This is a genomic window from Pseudarthrobacter enclensis (genome assembly GCF_001457025.1).
In the GTDB taxonomy this organism is placed as follows: domain Bacteria; phylum Actinomycetota; class Actinomycetes; order Actinomycetales; family Micrococcaceae; genus Arthrobacter; species Arthrobacter enclensis.
Genome location: NZ_KQ758599.1, coordinates 206,656 through 223,570 on the forward strand (window position 1 = coordinate 206,656; position 16,915 = coordinate 223,570).

General features: G+C 67.3%; 19 protein-coding genes. 14 read left to right on the forward strand and 5 right to left on the reverse strand.

Annotated elements, in window-relative coordinates; translation table 11 throughout:
• The first annotated feature begins 176 nt into the window (after positions 1-176).
• Positions 177-554, forward strand: coding sequence for a hypothetical protein (locus tag AS031_RS00955; RefSeq protein WP_058266282.1), 378 nt, complete (start codon positions 177-179; stop codon positions 552-554).
• 33 nt (positions 555-587) lie between these two features.
• Here AS031_RS00955 and AS031_RS00960 read toward each other — a convergent pair whose 3' ends face one another.
• The gene (locus tag AS031_RS00960; RefSeq protein WP_058266283.1) at positions 588-1,121 is read right to left on the reverse strand and encodes a hypothetical protein; all 534 of its coding nucleotides are present in this window, start codon (positions 1,119-1,121) and stop codon (positions 588-590) included.
• Between the two features lie 97 nt (positions 1,122-1,218).
• On the opposite strand from AS031_RS00960, the gene AS031_RS00965 reads away from it, so the two are divergent.
• Positions 1,219-1,647, forward strand: a complete 429-nt coding sequence (locus AS031_RS00965) for an MmcQ/YjbR family DNA-binding protein (protein WP_058266284.1) — start codon at positions 1,219-1,221, stop codon at positions 1,645-1,647.
• A 42-nt stretch (positions 1,648-1,689) separates the two neighbouring features.
• Here AS031_RS00965 and AS031_RS00970 read toward each other — a convergent pair whose 3' ends face one another.
• Together AS031_RS00970 and AS031_RS00975 are read right to left on the reverse strand one after the other, a co-directional pair.
• Complete coding sequence (locus tag AS031_RS00970; protein ID WP_082641914.1) at positions 1,690-3,567, reverse strand: BCCT family transporter; 1,878 nt, start codon at positions 3,565-3,567, stop codon at positions 1,690-1,692.
• A gap of 182 nt (positions 3,568-3,749) precedes the next feature.
• A complete protein-coding gene (locus AS031_RS00975) occupies positions 3,750-4,961 on the reverse strand; it encodes an alcohol dehydrogenase catalytic domain-containing protein (RefSeq protein ID WP_058266285.1) in 1,212 nt (403 codons plus the stop codon).
• Positions 4,962-5,096: 135 nt separating this feature from the next.
• Between AS031_RS00975 and AS031_RS00980 the strand changes: the two genes are divergently transcribed.
• From AS031_RS00980 to AS031_RS00990, 3 genes are all read left to right on the forward strand, one after another.
• Positions 5,097-5,513: a four-helix bundle copper-binding protein gene (locus tag AS031_RS00980; protein WP_058266286.1), complete on the forward strand. Its 417-nt coding sequence runs from the start codon at positions 5,097-5,099 to the stop codon at positions 5,511-5,513.
• A 17-nt stretch (positions 5,514-5,530) separates the two neighbouring features.
• Positions 5,531-6,058 carry an HPP family protein gene (locus AS031_RS00985; protein ID WP_058266287.1) on the forward strand — a complete coding sequence of 176 codons (528 nt, stop codon included), beginning with the start codon at positions 5,531-5,533 and terminating at the stop codon, positions 6,056-6,058.
• A gap of 211 nt (positions 6,059-6,269) precedes the next feature.
• Positions 6,270-6,614, forward strand: coding sequence for a YciI family protein (locus tag AS031_RS00990; RefSeq protein WP_058266288.1), 345 nt, complete (start codon positions 6,270-6,272; stop codon positions 6,612-6,614).
• A 127-nt stretch (positions 6,615-6,741) separates the two neighbouring features.
• On the opposite strand, the gene AS031_RS00995 is transcribed toward AS031_RS00990, so the two are convergent.
• The gene (locus tag AS031_RS00995; protein WP_058266289.1) at positions 6,742-7,719 is read right to left on the reverse strand and encodes a hypothetical protein; all 978 of its coding nucleotides are present in this window, start codon (positions 7,717-7,719) and stop codon (positions 6,742-6,744) included.
• A 367-nt stretch (positions 7,720-8,086) separates the two neighbouring features.
• Between AS031_RS00995 and paaA the strand changes: the two genes are divergently transcribed.
• From paaA to AS031_RS19710, 8 genes are all read left to right on the forward strand, one after another.
• Entirely contained in the window at positions 8,087-9,106 is a 1,020-nt protein-coding gene (gene paaA, locus AS031_RS01000) for a 1,2-phenylacetyl-CoA epoxidase subunit PaaA (protein WP_058266290.1), read from the forward strand.
• A 53-nt stretch (positions 9,107-9,159) separates the two neighbouring features.
• Entirely contained in the window at positions 9,160-9,540 is a 381-nt protein-coding gene (gene paaB / locus AS031_RS01005) for a 1,2-phenylacetyl-CoA epoxidase subunit PaaB (RefSeq protein ID WP_058266930.1), read from the forward strand.
• Positions 9,537-10,448, forward strand: coding sequence for a 1,2-phenylacetyl-CoA epoxidase subunit PaaC (gene paaC / locus AS031_RS01010; RefSeq protein ID WP_058266291.1), 912 nt, complete (start codon positions 9,537-9,539; stop codon positions 10,446-10,448). Before paaB ends, paaC begins: the two co-directional genes overlap by 4 nt.
• A 5-nt stretch (positions 10,449-10,453) precedes the next feature.
• A complete protein-coding gene (gene paaD / locus AS031_RS01015) occupies positions 10,454-11,011 on the forward strand; it encodes a 1,2-phenylacetyl-CoA epoxidase subunit PaaD (protein ID WP_169793861.1) in 558 nt (185 codons plus the stop codon).
• Between the two features lie 9 nt (positions 11,012-11,020).
• Positions 11,021-12,247 (forward strand): 1,2-phenylacetyl-CoA epoxidase subunit PaaE, encoded by a 1,227-nt coding sequence (gene paaE, locus AS031_RS01020; RefSeq protein WP_058266293.1) that lies wholly within the window; start codon positions 11,021-11,023, stop codon positions 12,245-12,247.
• Between the two features lie 23 nt (positions 12,248-12,270).
• On the forward strand, positions 12,271-13,053 hold the full coding sequence (locus AS031_RS01025; RefSeq protein WP_058266294.1) for an enoyl-CoA hydratase/isomerase family protein: 783 nt from the start codon (positions 12,271-12,273) through the stop codon (positions 13,051-13,053).
• A gap of 273 nt (positions 13,054-13,326) precedes the next feature.
• Positions 13,327-14,517, forward strand: a complete 1,191-nt coding sequence (locus AS031_RS01030; RefSeq protein ID WP_058266295.1) for a glycosyltransferase family 2 protein — start codon at positions 13,327-13,329, stop codon at positions 14,515-14,517.
• Between the two features lie 11 nt (positions 14,518-14,528).
• Positions 14,529-14,678 carry an LPXTG cell wall anchor domain-containing protein gene (locus AS031_RS19710; protein WP_141688720.1) on the forward strand — a complete coding sequence of 50 codons (150 nt, stop codon included), beginning with the start codon at positions 14,529-14,531 and terminating at the stop codon, positions 14,676-14,678.
• A gap of 65 nt (positions 14,679-14,743) precedes the next feature.
• Here the strand turns inward: AS031_RS19710 and AS031_RS01035 are convergent, their stop codons facing one another.
• Complete coding sequence (locus AS031_RS01035) at positions 14,744-15,988, reverse strand: glycosyl hydrolase (RefSeq protein ID WP_058266296.1); 1,245 nt, start codon at positions 15,986-15,988, stop codon at positions 14,744-14,746.
• A gap of 217 nt (positions 15,989-16,205) precedes the next feature.
• Between AS031_RS01035 and AS031_RS01040 the strand changes: the two genes are divergently transcribed.
• Positions 16,206-16,586, forward strand: a complete 381-nt coding sequence (locus AS031_RS01040) for an Hpt domain-containing protein (protein WP_058266297.1) — start codon at positions 16,206-16,208, stop codon at positions 16,584-16,586.
• The last annotated feature ends 329 nt before the right edge of the window (positions 16,587-16,915 follow it).

A 16,915-nucleotide genomic window follows, 5' to 3' on the forward strand; every position in this document is an offset into this window, starting at 1 on the left:
TAGCGCCGGCGATTTTGCGTGTCGCCAGCGCAGGTGCGTGTCGCCAGCATGGGTGGAGTACGACGGCGGTTCCGCGGTCCGGTGCGGTCCGCCACGGCCCGGCTGAGTCCGGGTTCAAATGAGTCCGGGTTCGGCAGTGCTCGGGGCGTGTGGTTGCCCGTGGTTGGATGGTGGGCATGGGGAAACGGCTGGACGGCGCATCGTTGCTGGTCATCGGCGGGACGCTGCTGTTCCTGTCGGTGATCTCCACGTTCTTTGTGTTCGTCTCCGGGTTCGACTGGGACCCGGACGACTATTCGGCGGCCTACTGGCAGGCCGAGATTCCTAAGCGCCAGTGGACCCTCGCCGCCGGGCTTGCCGTTCCCGGGCTCTGCGCCTTGGCGGCCGGACTGTCGATGTTCGCCCTGCCGCGACGTCCGGTGCGGATCATCGCAGGCGGGCTGGTCGCCGTGCTGGCCCTGGGGCTGTTCGCGGTCAGCTGGGTCCTCGGGTTCGAGGCGGTCGATTCGGCGAGGTACTGGGCCGTCCGGCAGGCGGGTGGCTTCCCGAGGTGACGGGCCGGGGAAGCCGCGTGCCGCCGTCGTGCGTCAGCGTGAGCCGGGGACGCGCTCCGTGCTGACGGCGTAAATGTTCCCGTGGACCCTTTTGAACCCGCCCCGCTCGAGCTCGGCGGCGTCGTAGCCGTCCGGGACCAGGACTGCGGTGACGATGCCGTTGGACCCGGTCCGCACAATCTCCTGGTCGCTCCTGGCGCCTTCTCCGCAGCCGGTGCTCCACCGGGTGGGGTGGTTGTCCGGGAATACGGTGATGCACAGGTTCTCCCGGTCCGGATTTCCGCTGATGAAGTAGCGGATGCCGTCGTCGTGCGCGGCGAGCCGGACGGTGTAGCCCTCGTCCTGGAGCTGGGAAACACCATCCGGGAGGTTGTCGGCAGCGGTTGCGGGACGGTCCAGGATGGCCAGCTCCGCCGGTTTGGGCAGCGGGTTCAGCAGCACCCCGAGCGCCAGGAACACGACGATCGCCAGGACAATGATCACCGGCCCCTTCAGCGTGCGGGCCTTGGCCTCCGGCGCGCTCAGTGTTGTTGTGGACGTGCTGGCGTCAGTGCGTTCCGGTTCCATGCGTCTGCCCCCTCAGGCGTTGGTCCCCCGAGCCTACCCGACGCCGTGTGCCCGTGAGGCCTTGCCCGTTTTCGCCGGGCGGGGCTACGTTGTGGCGATGGAGCGAAAGGCCACGCCCGCCGACGTCGACGCGATCTGCCGCGGCCTGCCCGAAGTGGAGCTCGGGACATCCTGGGGTGACCGCCCCACCTACAAGGTGCCGCGCGGGCCCAAGGGGCGGGGCTTTGTGCTGTACCGTGCTCCGCACAAGACGGCCGTGGACCCGGAAACGGGGGAGCCCTACCGGGACCTGCTGGTGATCGTGGTCCCGGACGATGCCGCCAAGTCTGCGCTGGTGGAAGACCCCTCCGTGCCGTTCTTCACCGTCCCGCACTTTGACGGGTACAACGCTGTCCTGGTGCAGGAGTCCAGGCTGGGCGAGATGGGCCACGACGAGCTTGCCGAGATCCTGGTGGAAGCCTGGGCGGCCCGGGCGCCGAAGAAGCTGGTGGCCCAGTTCTTCTCCGGCCGCCACGGGATGCGCTGACCGGCCTGCTCGGTCAGCGGCCAGCCTGACCGGCCTGCGCGGTCAGCGGCCGGGCCGGGTGCCGCGCCGGACGCCGGGGCGGCGATAGAAACCCTTTTGGCCTGCAGTGGTTCCCGGACCCGCGTTGTCCGTGCCGGCGTCGTCCGCGTCCGCCGTGAACCGTTCGCTGAGCTGCGCCTCCACGGCCTCGTTGACCTGCCCGGCCAGGTGCTCCTGGTAATGCTCCTGGAAGGAGTCGGCCATGGTGTCCTGCACGTGCTCGGTGACATGCTCCGTAACGTGCGCCGCCATCTCGTCCCGGGCGAGTTTCCGCTGGGCCCGTACCAGGGCGCGGTGTTCCACGTGGAAGGCCTTGGCGGTGGCCACGCACATCAGGATGATCACCACGCTGAACGGTACGGCCGTGAGGATGGCCGCCGTCTGGATGGCCTCAAGCCCGTTGGCCAGCAGCAGCGCAATCGCGACGGCGGCCGCTGCCAGGGCCCAGAAAATGCGGAGCCAGTTGCGCGGTTCCACGTCCCCGCCGGTGGCAATCATGCCCATGACCAGGGCGCCGGAGTCCGCGGACGTGATGAAGAAGATGGCGATCAGGAGCAGTGCCCCGATGGTGAGGATGGTGCTCCCCGGGAGGCTGCTGAGCAGGGTGAACAGGGCACCTTCCGTGTCCACGGTCCCGTCCCCGTCCACCAGGCCGCCGTCGCCGAAAAGCTGCTGGTGGATGCCCGCGCCACCCAGCACGGCGAACCAGAGGAAGCCCATGGCGGTGGGGACCAGCAGGACGCCGGCCACGAACTGCCGGACCGTGCGGCCCTTGGAGATCCGCGCGATGAAGATGCCCACGAACGGCGCCCACGAGATCCACCAGCCCCAGTAGAACGTGGTCCAGGCGGCCTGCCAGGCTTCGCCGTCGGCGCCGGAGAAGGCCAGGGTGTTGAAGGTCAGGCCGATGACGTTCTGCAGGTAGTTGCCAATGGACTGCACGAATTCGCGCAGCAGGAACAGGGTGGGGCCGGTGAACAGGACAAACAGCATCAGCACCCCGGCCAGGACCAGGTTGGTGTTGGAGAGCCATTTCATGCCCTTCCCCACACCGGACACTACGGACAGGATGGTCAGGGTGATGATGCAGAGGATCAGGCCGATCTGCGTCATGGTGGTGGCCTGGGCAATGTTGGCGTGTTCCAGGCCGGCCGAGATCTGCAGGACGCCCAGTCCCAGGGAGGTGGCCACGCCGAAGAGCGTTCCCACCAGGGCCACGACGTCGATCAGGTTGCCCCAGGCGCCGGCAACGCGCTTGCGTCCCAGCAGCGGCTCCAGGGTCCAGCGGATGGAGATGGGTCGGTTCCTGCGGTGCACGGCGTACGCGATGGAAACGCCCACCACCACGTAGATGGCCCAGGCGTGCAGCCCCCAGTGCAGGTAGGTCTGTGTCAGGGCCTCCTGGGCAAGTTCCACCGGTGAGCCCTCGACGCCGGGCCGTGGCGAGGCGAAATGGCTCAGCGGTTCGGCCACGCCGAAGAAGACCAGGCCGATCCCCATCCCGGCAGCGAACAGCAGCGCGAACCAGGACATCATGGTGAATTCCGGCTCGTCCTCGTCCTTGCCGAGCTTGATGTCGCCGTACCGGCTCAGCCCGATCCACAGGGCAAACACCACAAAGAGCGCGACGGCGGCCACGTAGTACCAGCCGAACCACTTGATGACGTTGGTCTGGACTGAGCCGAACAGCTCCGTGGCGGTGCCCGGGAAGGTGGTGGCGAAGAAGACGAAAACCACGATGACCGCCGCTGCGGGCCAGAAGACCCAGGGCGCCACTTTGTGGGTATCCGCGGCGGGCTTGCCGAGGCGGTTGGCTGCGGGGCCGGGCGGCGCCTCCCCGTTGCGTTTGCTGGTACTTCTGGTGCCGGGTGTGGCGGACATGCTCGGGTTCCCCTCATGCGCCGTAGGGCGCTCAGACTGCTGGTTGGTTTCTGCTGCTAACGGTCGTCTGGTGCTGTATGTCGTACGTGCAGCCTGCAGTCTACGGAGGCGGCCCGCCGCTGCCGCCTCCGGGCGTGCATGTCCGCCGGCATTGATGCCGGATCGAGACGTGCCGGCGTGTCTTAGTCCGTGGTCAGCACGGTCTTCAGCCAGCCTTCCTCGCGCCGGTCGAAGTTCAGGTACGCGTCCACCACGTCGCTGATGGGTTCGTGCTGGGTGATGAAGCGCGTGGGGTCGAATACGCCGGAGGCCACCAGGTCCACCAGCGGCGGCGTGACCGAGCGGTGGTCGCAGTTGCCCATCCGGATGGTCAGGTTCTTGTTCATGGCCTGGCCGATCGGGTAGGACGTCATGGTGGGGCCATAGACTCCGATGATGCCGATCCGCCCGTACTTCCGCACCGTCTCCACGCTCCACTGCGAGACCTGGGACGGGGCGTTGCCCGGCACCCAGTTTTCGCCCTGCACGTTGGTTTCCGGTGCCACCTCGGATACTTCCTGCTCGAACTGCTCCGCCTGTTCCTCGGCCTTCGCGGCCGCGGGGCCGGAGGAGGGCCGCTGGGCATCCACGCCCACGGCATCGATCACCGCATCCACGCCGATCCCCGCGGTCGCCTCCATGAGGGCCTCCACCGGGTCCTCGCTGTTGAAGTTGACCACGTCGGCGTTCTGGTCGAGTGCCTGCACCAGCCGGGTTTCGATCCCGTCGATGGCGAACACCCGGGACGCGCCTTGCCGGAAGGCGGACGCGATGGCCAGCTGCCCCACGATGCCCGCCCCGTACACGGCCACGGTGTCGCCTCGCTGGATGCCGGCCAGCTGCGCGCCGAACCAGGAGGTGGGGAAAATGTCGGAGAGCAGGATGGCCTGTTCGTCGCTGACGTTGTCCGGTATGGACGTCAGGGTGTTGGACGCCCACGGGATCCGGGCGTACTCGGCCTGCAGCCCGTTGACAGGCCCGGTGGTTTCGGGGCCTCCGAAGAAGCAGGTCCCGGCCTGCGGTCCGTTCGGGTTGGCGGTGTCGCACTGCGCCGTATGCCCGGCGCGGCACTGCCAGCAGACCCCGCAGGACATGGTGGAGGAGACGATCACGCGGTCGCCGGGGGCGAACCGGCGCACAGCCTTGCCGACGGCGGTCACCTCACCCACCGCCTCGTGCCCCAGGATGGTGCCCTCCTTCATCCCGGACATGGTGCCGCGGATGAAGTGCAGGTCCGTGCCGCAGATGGCGCTGCGGGTGATCCGGACAATGGCGTCGTTGGGGTCCAGGATGGCGGGATCGTCCACGGTGTCCAGCCGGATATCGCCTTCGCCGTGCCATACGAGAGCTTTCATGATGTGACTCCTTGTGTGGCCCCGGGGCCACGGTTTTGGGCTGAGAAGGGTGGTCCACCCGAAATAGTAAGGCTACTGTTTATTTGGGGTCGGAACCAGACTCCCGCAGCCGACGGATGGACAGGAGAGACACCAATGAGCCATATAACCTCGATGCTGGACACCTACCCCAAAGACTTGGGCGGTGTTGACCGCGGGAAGCTGGCCGAATGCATTGCCGCCTGCTTTGAGTGCGCCCAGACCTGCACCGCCTGCGCTGATGCGTGCCTCAGCGAGGACATGGTGCCGGAGCTGACCAAATGCATCCGCACCAACCTGGACTGCGCGGACATCTGCTCCGCTGCCGGGAAGGTCATCTCCCGGCACACCGGCTACGACGCCACCATCACCAGGGCCATCCTCGAGGCATGTGCCGCTGCCTGCAAGGCATGCGCCGATGAGTGCGGGCAGCATGCCGGGATGCACGAGCATTGCCGGGTGTGCGCCGAGGCGTGCCGCCGCTGCGAGGCTGCCTGCAACGAGCTGCTGGTTACCCTAGGCCGCGGCGCTTAGGCCTGGGGTGGTGCTCCATGCCTGGCATTGCTGATCTGCGCAGTGGACGGTGGGGTTCCGGCGTGTATGCCGGGGTCCTGTCGCTGGTGGTTCTCGCGGCCTGCGGCGCCCTGGGGCTGATGCTGCACCAGCCGTGGCTCTTCCCCAGCCTCGGCCCCACCGTGATGCTGTTCTTCGAATCCCCGGAGCAGCCAGCCTCCCGGCCAGCGAACGCGCTCGTGGGGCACGGCGTGGGACTCGTGGCTGGAGCTGCGCTGCTGTATGCCTTCGGGCTGCAGTCCATGCCGTCGGCGGCGGCCGGCGGCCTGACCCCGGGACATCTGGTGGCGGGTGCACTGTCCGTGGCGCTGACCACGCTGGTGCTCACGTGGCTGCAGATGCCGCACCCTCCGGCCGGGGCCACCACGCTGATCGTCAGCCTGGGCATCCTGCATGAGCCAACGGCGCTCCTGGCGATGGCTGCCGCCATCATCCTCACCACTGTCCTGGGGTGGGGGCTCAACTACCTCCTGGGGGTCCGGCCGGCCAGTGCGGAGAAAGGCTGAAAGCTTGCCGGGCCCCGCGCGGCCCAATGGTACATTCCCGCCCGGTTACTTCCGTGCGAGGAGTTCCCGGAGCATGCACACGGCCGTGCTGGCGGCGCCCACCTGGCGAGCGCCTGTCGGCAAGTGGGCTGGAACGCACGGCCCATGGCTGCTGAGGGAAGTTTCACCCAAGCCCTCCCATGGTTGGACCCGTCGTGGCACTATCAACCGCATGACCAAATACCTGATTTCCTTCCCCGGCCGGGGCCAGGCCATGAACCTCACTGACGAGGAGTTCCCCGTCGTCGTCGAGGAGTCCCACGCCGTCATTGAGGAAGCCAAGGCTGCCGGCGTCTACGTGTTCGGCGGGGGGATTGCCGAGGACGTGGATCCCGTGCTGGTGCAGGCCGACGGCGCGGTGGGCACGGACACCTATCCGGGCGTGGACATAACCGGCGGCTTCACCGTGCTGGAGGTGCCCACCCGGGCTGAAGCCGAGGAGTGGGCCCGGAAGATCGCCGCTGCCTGCCGGTGCCCCCAGGAGCTGCGCGAGTTCATGTACGACCCCGCCAGCTAAATAGCCCACCCCCCGCCGCGCAGCTTCGTTTTCGACGCGCAGTTTCGTTGCCGCACCGGCCATATGGCGTTCGCCTTCGAGGATGCGCGTCGATTTTGCAGGGGTGCGTCGAAAACAGGGTTGCGGGTCATGGCCGCACCATCTGTTCCAGGGCTCCGGAACGCGTACGACGGCGGCGCACGCCAGCCGCCGCCAGCTTGCCTTCCAGCGTGCCCGGCGCCATGAGGTCGGCCCAGTCCCAGCGCACCACGTTCAGCCCGGTGGCACGGATCCGGTTCTCGCGGTTCTTCTCGAGTACTACGGCCTGTGAGGCGCTCCGGCCCTTGAGGTACTCGGGTTTGACGTACTTCTCCTCGCCGTCGAACTCTCCCACCACCTTGGCGTCTTTCCAGTAGAAGTCCGCGTAGCCAATCAGGTTGCCGGCCGCGTCATGGACCGGCTGTTGAAGGACTGGCGCCTCGAAGCCAGCCACGTGGATCAGCGCCCGGCTCAGCGATTCCCCCGCTGAACCGGATGCGGGATCAGCGAAGCCGATCACTGCCTGAATCCTCCTGCCAGCCGCAGCCGAGTAGTTCGATCCGATCCCGGCTTCCAGTTCCGCCGTGGTCAGGGCCGGAAGGTGGTGCGACCGGTCCGGCCGAAGCACATGGTCCATTGGTGCCACGGCGTCCGTGAAGGGAATGGACGCCGCCAGGTCCAACACCGTGCGGATGCGGTCCGTGACGAGGAGCCCCTCGCGGCTGACGATGTTCAGGCCTGCCAGCGCCGCGAAGTGACGGCTGACGCCGGCGCGGGACCTCCCGCCGTCGTTCTTGAACGTCAGGGCCTGGACCGGATGGCTGGCGCCGATCGACGGGATGCCCCAAACGCTGGCCGAGGAGTGGCGGCAGAACACGGTGGGCTTCTGGAACGTTTCCGCCGCCGCTTGGACGCGGAGACGGTACTGCTCCCACGCTTTCAAGTTCCGCCACGCCTGCCCGTCCGTGTACACGCCCTGCCGGATGCGGGCTAGCATGCCCGACCGGACCCGGCGGGAAAGCTCGTCCGGCGTCAGCCCGTGGAAGTCGCGGTCACGGGCCAAGAGGAGGAGTGGCAAATCCGGCATGGCTCGAGGCTGCCAGCTGCGTAATGCCGGGAGAAGCCGCTTGCGGGGCTATGTGGAGAAGCGCCGGCGACGCGCATCCTCACTTCCGACGCCCACATTCGGTGACGCCCCGGGTATCTGAGCCGCGCCAGCGAATATGCGCGTCGAAATCCGGTATCCGCGTCGAGGATGCGGGTGGGGGCGCGTTGCAAGGAGGGGGGAGTGGGGCTGACCGGGTGGGCGCGCGCCGCGCGGGGTGGGGGAGGACGGGATTGGCGCGCGGAAGGCGGCGGCACGCTTGACGATTTCCCGCGCGCCCGCATATCCTGAACGAACGGTCGGTAAATAATTCCGCGCCGTCCCGGAAGGTCATTGCATAGGAGCAACCATGGCAGCGCAGAACCTGCAGTCAGTGCCCGCTGAGCCAACAGGCCAGGCCCCCGCCAGTGCGGCTACAACAGAAGCGGATGCGGCAGGCCAGGCCCACTTCGACCGGGTCATCGCCGAGGACTCCCGCATCGAACCCAAGGACTGGATGCCGGCCGCCTACCGCAAGACCCTGCTGCGCCAGATCTCCCAGCACGCACACTCGGAGATCATCGGCATGCAGCCCGAAGCCAACTGGATCACCCGCGCCCCCAGCCTGAAGCGCAAGTCCATCCTCATGGCCAAGGTCCAGGATGAAGCTGGCCACGGGCTCTACCTCTACTCCGCCGCTGAAACCCTTGGACAAACAAGGGACAAGATGATGGACGACCTCATCGCCGGCAAGGCACGCTACTCCAGCATCTTCAACTACCCGGCCCTGAGCTGGGCGGACATGGGCGCCATCGGCTGGCTGGTGGACGGCGCAGCCATCTGCAACCAGGTCCCGCTGTGCCGCGCCTCCTACGGCCCGTACGGCCGCGCCATGGTCCGCATCTGCAAGGAAGAGTCCTTCCACCAGCGCCAGGGCTTCGAGATCCTCCTCGAGCTCTCCAACGGAACCGAGGCGCAGAAGCAGATGGCGCAGGACGCCGTGAACCGCTGGTACGCCCCGGCCCTGATGATGTTCGGCCCGCCGGATGATGATTCCCCCAACTCCAAGCAGTCCATGGCCTGGAACATCAAGCGGTTCAGCAATGACGAGCTCCGCAGCCGCTTCGTAGGCATGATGGTGGAGCAGGTCAAGGTCCTGGGCCTCACCCTCCCCGATGACCAGGTCCGCTACAACGAGGACACCAAGAAGTGGGAGCACGGTCCGCTGGACTGGCACGAGTTCCAGGAAGTCCTGGCCGGCCGCGGTCCCTGCAACGCCCAGCGCCTTGAGCGCCGCAGGGAAGCGCACGACGACGGCGCCTGGGTCCGCGAGGCAGCCGCCGCCTACGCAGCCAAGCAGCTTAACAAGCAGAAGGAATACGCAGCATGAGCCTCCATGTCGACACCCCAACCTCGCAAGCTCGGCCGGGGACCCCGGTCGCCATGGCTCCACACGGCAACCCGGAAACCCCCGCCAGCGGCGCAGTCGAGATCAACCGCGAAGCCCCGAAAGTCAGCCCCGCACCGGAGGAGCACCATGACAGAAGTGCCTGGGGCCTCTGGGAGGTCTTCGTCCGGTCCAGCCGCGGCCTGAGCCACGTGCACGCCGGATCCCTGCACGCCCCGGACGCCGCCATGGCCCTCCGCAACGCCCGGGACCTCTACACCCGCCGCAACGAGGGCGTCTCCATCTGGGTTGTCCCGGCCGAGGCCATCGCCGCCAGCGACCCCGACTCCAAGGGCTCCTTCTTCGAAAGCCCCCAGGGCAAGGACTACCGGCACGCCACCTACTACACCAAGAGCGAAGGAGTGAAGCACCTGTGAGCACCCCTCCCACCACGGGCCACGGCGACATCTCCACCGGTGTGGCCGGCGGCGACTCGAACGCTTCCGCAACACGGATCACCCCGGGCAACGCGCTCCGACCGGAGGACATCGCCCTCGAAGTCAGGACCGGCCTGGCCAAGCCCTCGGCGGACGCGGCAGAGTACGCCCTGCGCCTGGGCGACGACGCCCTGATTCTCGCCCAGCGCCTGGGCCACTGGATCTCCCGCGCCCCGGAGCTGGAGGAGGACATCGCCCTGGGCAACATCGCCCTGGACCAGCTGGGCCACGCCCGCAGCTTCCTCACCTACGCCGGCGCCGGGATGCCCAAGGAGGACGGCACGCCGCAGTCCGAGGATGACCTGGCCTACTTCCGCCGCGAACACGAGTTCCGCAGCGTCCAGCTGTTCGAGCAGCCCAACGGCGACTTCGCGGCCACCATCGCCCGGCAGTTCGTGGTGAGCTACTACCAATACGAGCTCTACCGCCGCCTCACCGAATCCACGGACGCCACCCTGGCAGCCATCGCCGCCAAGGCCGTGAAGGAAGTGGACTACCACCGGGACCACAGCACACAGTGGGTCCTGCGCCTCGCCGGCGGCACCGAGGAATCCCGCAAGAGGATGATCCATGGCCTGCGCACCATGTGGCCGTACGTTGCCGAACTGTTCCGCGACGACGAACTGACCGAAAGGCTCGCCCAGGCGGGTGCCGCCGTCGCGCCCTCCAGCCTGAAGGAGGACTTTGACCGGCTCACCGGCGAAGTCCTGGCCGAAGCGGAGCTGGAGGTCCCGGACGTCCCGGCAGCACCGGGCGGCGGCCGCGGGGGCAAGCACTCCGAGCACCTGGGCTACCTCCTGGCGGAAATGCAGGTCCTGGCCCGCGAACATCCCGGGGCAAGCTGGTGACTGCCGTGTACATTTCGGACTTCGAAACCCGGACCACGACCCCGCGGCAAAAGGCGTGGGACATTGCGGCCACGGTGTGCGATCCCGAGATCCCGGTGCTCACCATCGAGGACCTGGGCATTCTGCGGGACGTGCAGATTGAGAAGAACGACGACGGCGGCACGGCCCCCGCGGGCACGGTGCCCAGGGTGCGGGTCACCATCACCCCCACGTACTCGGGCTGCCCGGCCATGGACGCCATCCGGGACGACGTCCTGACGGCGTTTGCCAAGGAAGGCTACGCCGACGTCACGGTGGACCTGGTCCTCGCCCCGGCCTGGACCACGGACTGGATGACGGAGGCCGGCAAGGCCAAGCTGCAGGAGTACGGGATCGCCCCGCCCACCGGCAGGAGCGACGCCGCCCGGCACGCCGGTCCCATCCGGCTGCAGATGGCCGTGAAGTGCCCGCAGTGCTCCAGCCTGCACACCAAGGAACTCACCCGCTTCGGTTCCACGTCCTGCAAGGCGCTGTATGTGTGCCAGGACTGCAAGGAACCGTTCGACTACTTCAAAGTCCTCTAAGGAACCGCCATGACTGTTGTCCGCCAGACCGCCGCCGAGGAGGCGCAGGCCACCGGCCGCCGTCGTCCGTCCTTCCACACCCTTGAGGTCAAGGAGGTGCGCCGGCTGACCGATGACGCCATCGAGGTCAGTTTCCACGTGCCCGCGGAGCTCGCCGGCCAGTTCGACTACCTGCCCGGCCAGTACGTGGCCCTGCGCACCACGCTGCCGGACGAGTCCGGCGAGCCGAAGGAAATCCGCCGCAGCTACTCCATCTGCGCCGAACCGCGCAGCTTCGAGGACGGGTCCAGCGAGATCCGGGTGGCCATCAAGAAGGACCTGGGCGGTCTGTTCTCCACCTGGGCCAATGCCGAGCTGAAGGCAGGGGACACCCTGGACGTCATGAGCCCCATGGGCGCGTTCGTGTCCAAGCACGGCCGCGACGGACAGGCCGTGGAGCAGAACGTCATGAACTCCATGAACCACCCCGAAGAATTGGCGGGGGAGGCCGGGAGCTTCGTGGCCATCGCGGCCGGCTCCGGCATTACGCCGGTGATCGCGATCGCCCGCACGCTGCTGGCCGCCAACCCGGACACCCGGTTCGACCTGATCTACGCCAACAAGGCCGCCATGGACGTGATGTTCCTGGAGGAGCTGGCGGACCTGAAGGACAAGTACCCGCAGCGGCTGGCCATCCACCACGTCCTCTCCCGGGAGCAGCGGATCGCGCCGCTATTGAGCGGCAGGATCGACGCGGAGAAGCTGCAGCAGCTGCTGGGCACCGCCATCCACGCGGACGATGTGGACGAATGGTTCCTGTGCGGGCCGTTCGAGCTGGTGCAGCTGTGCCGGGACACCCTGGCCGAGCGCGGCGTGAAGCCGGAGAACGTCCGGTTCGAGCTGTTCACCTCCGGCAAGCCGGACCGCCCGGAGGGCCACGCCGGCCGTCCCGTGGTGGTGGACGAGAGCCAGGAGACGTACAAGATCACGTTCAAGCTGGACGGCCTGCAGGGCGACGTCGCCAGCCCCACCCACGCCCGCGAGTCGATCCTGAACGCGGCGCTGCGGGTCCGGCCGGACGTGCCGTTCGCGTGCGCCGGGGGCGTGTGCGGCACCTGCCGGGCCAAGGTGGTGTCCGGCACCGTGACCATGGACGAGAACTACGCCCTGGAGCAGGATGAGCTGGACAAGGGCTACGTCCTGACATGCCAGAGCCACCCCACCAGCAAGGAAGTCACGGTCGACTTCGACGTCTAACCCGTTCCACAACAAGGAGTCCCATGATTTCCCTTTCCATCAGCAACGGCATCGCCGAGGTAGTGCTGGACGCGCCACAGAAGCTGAACTCGCTGGACGAGCAGGCGCTGCGGGATCTGGCACAGGCGTACGACGACGCTGCTGCCGCCGCCTCACGCGGTGAGGTTCGGGCGCTGCTGCTGCGGGGAGAGGGCCGGGCCTTCTGCGCGGGCCGCGACATCGCCGGGGTCACCCCTGAGAGCGACGACACCGCCGCGTACCTGGGCGGGCTGGTGGAGCCGCTGCTGAAGCAGATGGCCGCGTTCCCGGCGCCCACGTTTGCCGCCGCGCAGGGTGCCTGCCTGGGCGTGGGGCTGGGGCTGCTGCTGGCCACGGACGTGGTGTACGTGGCGGAGAACGCCAAGTTCGGCTCTCCGTTCGCCAAGCTGGGCGCCACGCTGGATTCGGGCGGGCACTGGTACTTCACGGAGCGGCTGGGCATGCACCGGACCCTGGACCTGATCTACACGGCGGACCTGATCTCCGGGGCCGAGGCGGTGGCGCAGGGCATGTTCAGCCGGGCCATACCGGCGGATGAGCTGCTGGAGTCCACCCGGGTCATCGTGGGGCGCGTGGCCACCGGGGCTACGGGAGCGTTCGTGGCGTCCAAGGAGCTGGTGGCGCACATCCGGGACCAGCGCCTGGGCCTGTGGCAGGCCATGCAGGAAGAGAACGAGGAGCAGGCGCGCCTCTGCAAGACAGACGACTACGCCGAGGGCTTTCGCGCGTTCCAGGAGAAGCGGGAGCCCAAATTCGCCGGACGGTGACCGGAGCCCCACAGCAGAAAAATGATCGGCCCCGCGGGATTAACCGCGGGGCCATTTCTGTGCCCGCGTGAAGGGATGGTCGACGGGTGGTGCTGGCCGCAGAATGTGGTGCAGGCAACGTTTCCGCAGGTCAGGGCGTTGGTTGAAAGCTCAAGAACGTGAGGAAAACTTAACTGAGCCTTGAGTGAATGCCCGGGGGAAAGTTGAGGGGCCGTTTGAAGAATGTTCTTCGCGGCCCAATGGGGGGCCTCACATTCACCCGAGGAGACCTCCATGCAGTCCACCCTGCTCCCACACCCCGCCGGCCCGTCCGGCAGCCCTGGATCTGCCAGCTACCCAGCCGCAACCCTGACTGCGGGAACCATGCCTGCGCGTACCTCCCGGCAGGGCGTGCTGCGGGTAGTGGTCCTGGTGCCCGCGTACAACGAGGCCGGCTCCATCGGCGCCACCCTGGACGGACTCATGCACCAGTCCCGCCCGGCGGACCTCGTGGTGGTGGTGCCCAACGGCTGCACGGACGGAACGGCTGAGGAGGCCCGGAAGTACCCGGTCACCGTGATGGAGCTGCCGCGGCTGGAGCACCGCAAGTCCGAGGCACTGAACCGGGCCTGGGCGCAGTATGCGTACGACGCCGACGTCGTGGTCTGCCTGGACGCCGACACTGTGCTGCCGCCCAACGCCCTCGAAGCGTGGGAGCGGGAGTTCGCCGGGCGACGCTCGGCACGGCTGGGCGGGTCGTCGTCGAAATTCACCATGCAGGACCCCGGCTTCCTGAGCCGGCTGCAGAAGGCTGAATTTGCCACCTGGACGGACACCGCCCTCCGCCGGAAGCAGACCAGTGTCCTGGCAGGCACCGGGTGCGCCATCAACAACGCGGTCCTGCGGGAGATCGCCGCGCGCCCTGACCGCGAAGGCCCCTGGGTCTACACCTCGCAGGTGGAGGACTTCGAGCTGACTTACCGCATCCGGGAACTGGGCTATATCTGCCAGGTCTCCCCGGACGTGCGCGCCTACACCGACTCCATGAAGACCATCAAGGCGCTCTGGGGCCAGCGGATGAAGTGGCAGGTGGGCACCGTGGAGGACCTGCTGGACCTGGGCGTCAACAGGCTGACGCTGCGCGACTGGGGCCAGCAGGCTATGGGGCTGCTGGGCGTTTTCCTGAAGGCACTGTGGATCGCCGTCATGGTGCTCTCGTTTGCCCTGGGCGTCTTCAAGTTCATCCTCTTCTGGTGGCTGGTGCCCGTGCTCTTCGTGTCGCTGGACATCAAGCGTGCGCTGCGGATCCCGCACCGGGACTGGAAGGACATCGTGCTGGCTGCCACCTTCTTCCCCCAGGAACTGTTCATGTGGCTGCGCTCGGGCTGGTTCCTTGCCTCCTGGTGCGCGGTCCTGAAAACCAAGATCACCCGGCGGCGGATCGACCGTTGGGAAGCCCAATACACAGCAGAGGATATTCAGTAACCATGTATGGAATGACCACCGCAGTCCCCGCCACCGGAGCAGCCGCCCTGGCCTACACCGGCTTGAACGTCGGCTCGTCGCTGCTCACCGCCCTGGGCATCATGCTCATCGGTGTTGCCGTGCTGTCGCTGCTGCGCAAGAACAGCAAAGCCAGGCCCTGATGGACACGCCGCCGGCCCGGCCGGGAAGACCGGCCGGGCCGGCGGCGGTGGGACCGGGCAACCGGTCAGGAGGTGCGGCGGGCGAGCAGCGCGTCCTTGAACGCGGTTGCCGAAGCGGCGCTGCTGTTGATCCGCCAGTCGGCTTCTTTCTGAAGGTGGAACCACACGAACCCCATGACGTCCGGCTGCGCGGCGAGGTAGGAGATCAGTTGCGTGTTCCAGGCAGCTTTGTCGCCGCCGGCTTCGCTGGACGCCGTCTCGGCAATCAGGATGGGCGTGCCCGGGGCCAGTTCCCGCAGCTGGGCGATGCCCGGTGCGAAGAGGTCCTGCGGCGAGACCCAGCCGCTCCAGGAGGCGGACGTGCCCCAGTTGTAGCCGTCCAGCGCCACGATGTCCACGTAACCGGCGCCCGGGTAGAGGCCGGCAAGGTCGGTAGAACCCCAGTAGGGGACGTTCGGGCTCCAGACCCAGGACACGTTGGTGGCGCCCTGGGCTTCGACGACGTCGTGGACGTGCCGCCAGGCCTGGACGTAGTCGCCGGGCTGGTTGCCGTTGACGCTCTCCGCCCACGGGTACCAGTCGCCGTTCATTTCGTGGGCGAACCGCAGCTGCACGGGGTAGCCCCACGCGGCCAGGGCTTGTCCCCACTGGGCGATGTATGCGTCAAAGTCGCCGGCAGCGATCCGGTCCAGGCTGTAGGCGGGCTGGCTGACGCCGCCGCCCCAGGCCCAGGGTTCCCACGTCACCAGGGGTACGGCGCCGCGGGAGCGCACGGCGTTCATCTCGGTGATGGGGGCGGGCTGGAGGAAGTCCTTGTAGAACAGCACGCTGGACGGTGCTTCACCGGCCAGGGCCGCCACTTCGTCGAGTTCGGCGCTGGCCAAGGGCCCCCCGTTGGTGGCTGCACCGAACCGGAGTCGAGCGGTGCTGACGGTAGGCGCCGGGGCCGGCGTCGTCGTGGTGGGTACCGCCACGGTGAAGACGGCGGAGGCCTGCACGGAGGAGGTTTTGGCTGTCACCGTGACCTTGCCAGTGGCTGCCGCCGGAATGGTCGCGGGGGTACTGAACGTGCCCGTGGCGGTGGTCTTCAGCGGGAAGGTGGTGGATCCGATGATCACCGTTCCCGTGGTGGAGGCTTTGAAGCCGCTGCCCGTCACCGTGATGGAGGACCCGGCGGGACCGGTGGCGGGGCTCAGCGAAATCTGACCCGCGGCTGCCTGAGCGGCGGCGGGTTGGACCGCCGCCAGTGCGAGGGCCAGGCCCAGGGCCGCTGCCACTGCCGAGAGGAGTTTTTTGAAAGTTTTGAACATGGCGATCGATCCCCAGAATCGTCGTTGCAGCCGGTGGCTGCCGGTCATCGCGCCGGGCGGCACACGAATGAGCGTAGAAGGCTTGAGCTTCCGTTGATCTGGAATTGAGCAAATACTGCGGGAAAACTCGACGAATACTGCGAAATGTCCTGTTGCCAGCCCAGATTTGGAACATTTTTGCCCGTTCATCAACATCAACGTAGGAAGGAGCGAACCGATGAATGCAGACCCCGTGGGCGTGGACCCGGCTGTCCTGTCCCGCCTGCGCCTTGAACTCGATGACGACGAGGGCTGGTTCCTGTTCCTGCGCAATTTCCTCAATCACCTTCCCCGCAGGATCGATAAGCTGCGCCGCGGACTGGCAGGGGCCGACTACGAGGTTTCAATGGACGCGGTCCTCAGCCTCAAGATTTCCTGCCAGATGGTGGGCGCGGAACGGCTTGCGGCCATGGCACTGCAGCTGCAGCAATCTCTCCTGGTTGGCCCGGACGGGGGCTTGTGCGAAATACCGGGCCTTGAGCAGGTGCTCGGGGAGATTTCCGTGCTGGCCGGGGAAACAGCTTTTGTTCTCGAGGCGCGGGTCGCGCAGGAACGCTAAGGCTCAACCGCTGGCGCTGGCCATCTACATGGACGCCCTGGACGAGTGGTTCCTGTGCGGGCCGTTCTGTGGCGGTGGACGAGTCGCAGGAGATGTACAAGATCGCGTTCAAGCTGGATGACCTGCGCCCACGCGTCACCGGTGCACGATGAACGAGCAGCTCTAGGTTTCCCGGCGTTGCAGGGGACACGGTGCTGGTCCGTATCCATCCGCCGCCGATGCACTGTTAAGGATTCGTCAAAAACCAAGCTGCTCCCCGCAGGTCCGCTCAGAGCTTTGTTGGACCTGCGGGGAGCAGTTTTGTCTGGTACGTGGTCGGTCACCAGATG

Excerpts from the sequence above, each read along its gene's own strand:
- AS031_RS01035 (WP_058266296.1), bottom strand. The coding sequence starts at position 15,988 with ATGTTCAAAACTTTCAAAAAACTCCTCTCGGCAGTGGCAGCGGCCCTG.
- AS031_RS00960 (WP_058266283.1), bottom strand. The coding sequence starts at position 1,121 with ATGGAACCGGAACGCACTGACGCCAGCACGTCCACAACAACACTGAGC.
- AS031_RS00975 (WP_058266285.1), bottom strand. The coding sequence starts at position 4,961 with ATGAAAGCTCTCGTATGGCACGGCGAAGGCGATATCCGGCTGGACACC.
- AS031_RS00955 (WP_058266282.1), top strand. The coding sequence starts at position 177 with ATGGGGAAACGGCTGGACGGCGCATCGTTGCTGGTCATCGGCGGGACG.
- AS031_RS00965 (WP_058266284.1), top strand. The coding sequence starts at position 1,219 with ATGGAGCGAAAGGCCACGCCCGCCGACGTCGACGCGATCTGCCGCGGC.
- AS031_RS19710 (WP_141688720.1), top strand. The coding sequence starts at position 14,529 with ATGACCACCGCAGTCCCCGCCACCGGAGCAGCCGCCCTGGCCTACACC.
- AS031_RS00985 (WP_058266287.1), top strand. The coding sequence starts at position 5,531 with ATGCCTGGCATTGCTGATCTGCGCAGTGGACGGTGGGGTTCCGGCGTG.
- AS031_RS01030 (WP_058266295.1), top strand. The coding sequence starts at position 13,327 with ATGCAGTCCACCCTGCTCCCACACCCCGCCGGCCCGTCCGGCAGCCCT.
- paaA (WP_058266290.1), top strand. The coding sequence starts at position 8,087 with ATGGCAGCGCAGAACCTGCAGTCAGTGCCCGCTGAGCCAACAGGCCAG.
- AS031_RS01040 (WP_058266297.1), top strand. The coding sequence starts at position 16,206 with ATGAATGCAGACCCCGTGGGCGTGGACCCGGCTGTCCTGTCCCGCCTG.
- AS031_RS00995 (WP_058266289.1), bottom strand. The coding sequence starts at position 7,719 with ATGCCGGATTTGCCACTCCTCCTCTTGGCCCGTGACCGCGACTTCCAC.
- AS031_RS01025 (WP_058266294.1), top strand. The coding sequence starts at position 12,271 with ATGATTTCCCTTTCCATCAGCAACGGCATCGCCGAGGTAGTGCTGGAC.
- AS031_RS00990 (WP_058266288.1), top strand. The coding sequence starts at position 6,270 with ATGACCAAATACCTGATTTCCTTCCCCGGCCGGGGCCAGGCCATGAAC.
- AS031_RS00980 (WP_058266286.1), top strand. The coding sequence starts at position 5,097 with ATGAGCCATATAACCTCGATGCTGGACACCTACCCCAAAGACTTGGGC.
- paaE (WP_058266293.1), top strand. The coding sequence starts at position 11,021 with ATGACTGTTGTCCGCCAGACCGCCGCCGAGGAGGCGCAGGCCACCGGC.
- paaB (WP_058266930.1), top strand. The coding sequence starts at position 9,160 with ATGGCTCCACACGGCAACCCGGAAACCCCCGCCAGCGGCGCAGTCGAG.
- AS031_RS00970 (WP_082641914.1), bottom strand. The coding sequence starts at position 3,567 with ATGTCCGCCACACCCGGCACCAGAAGTACCAGCAAACGCAACGGGGAG.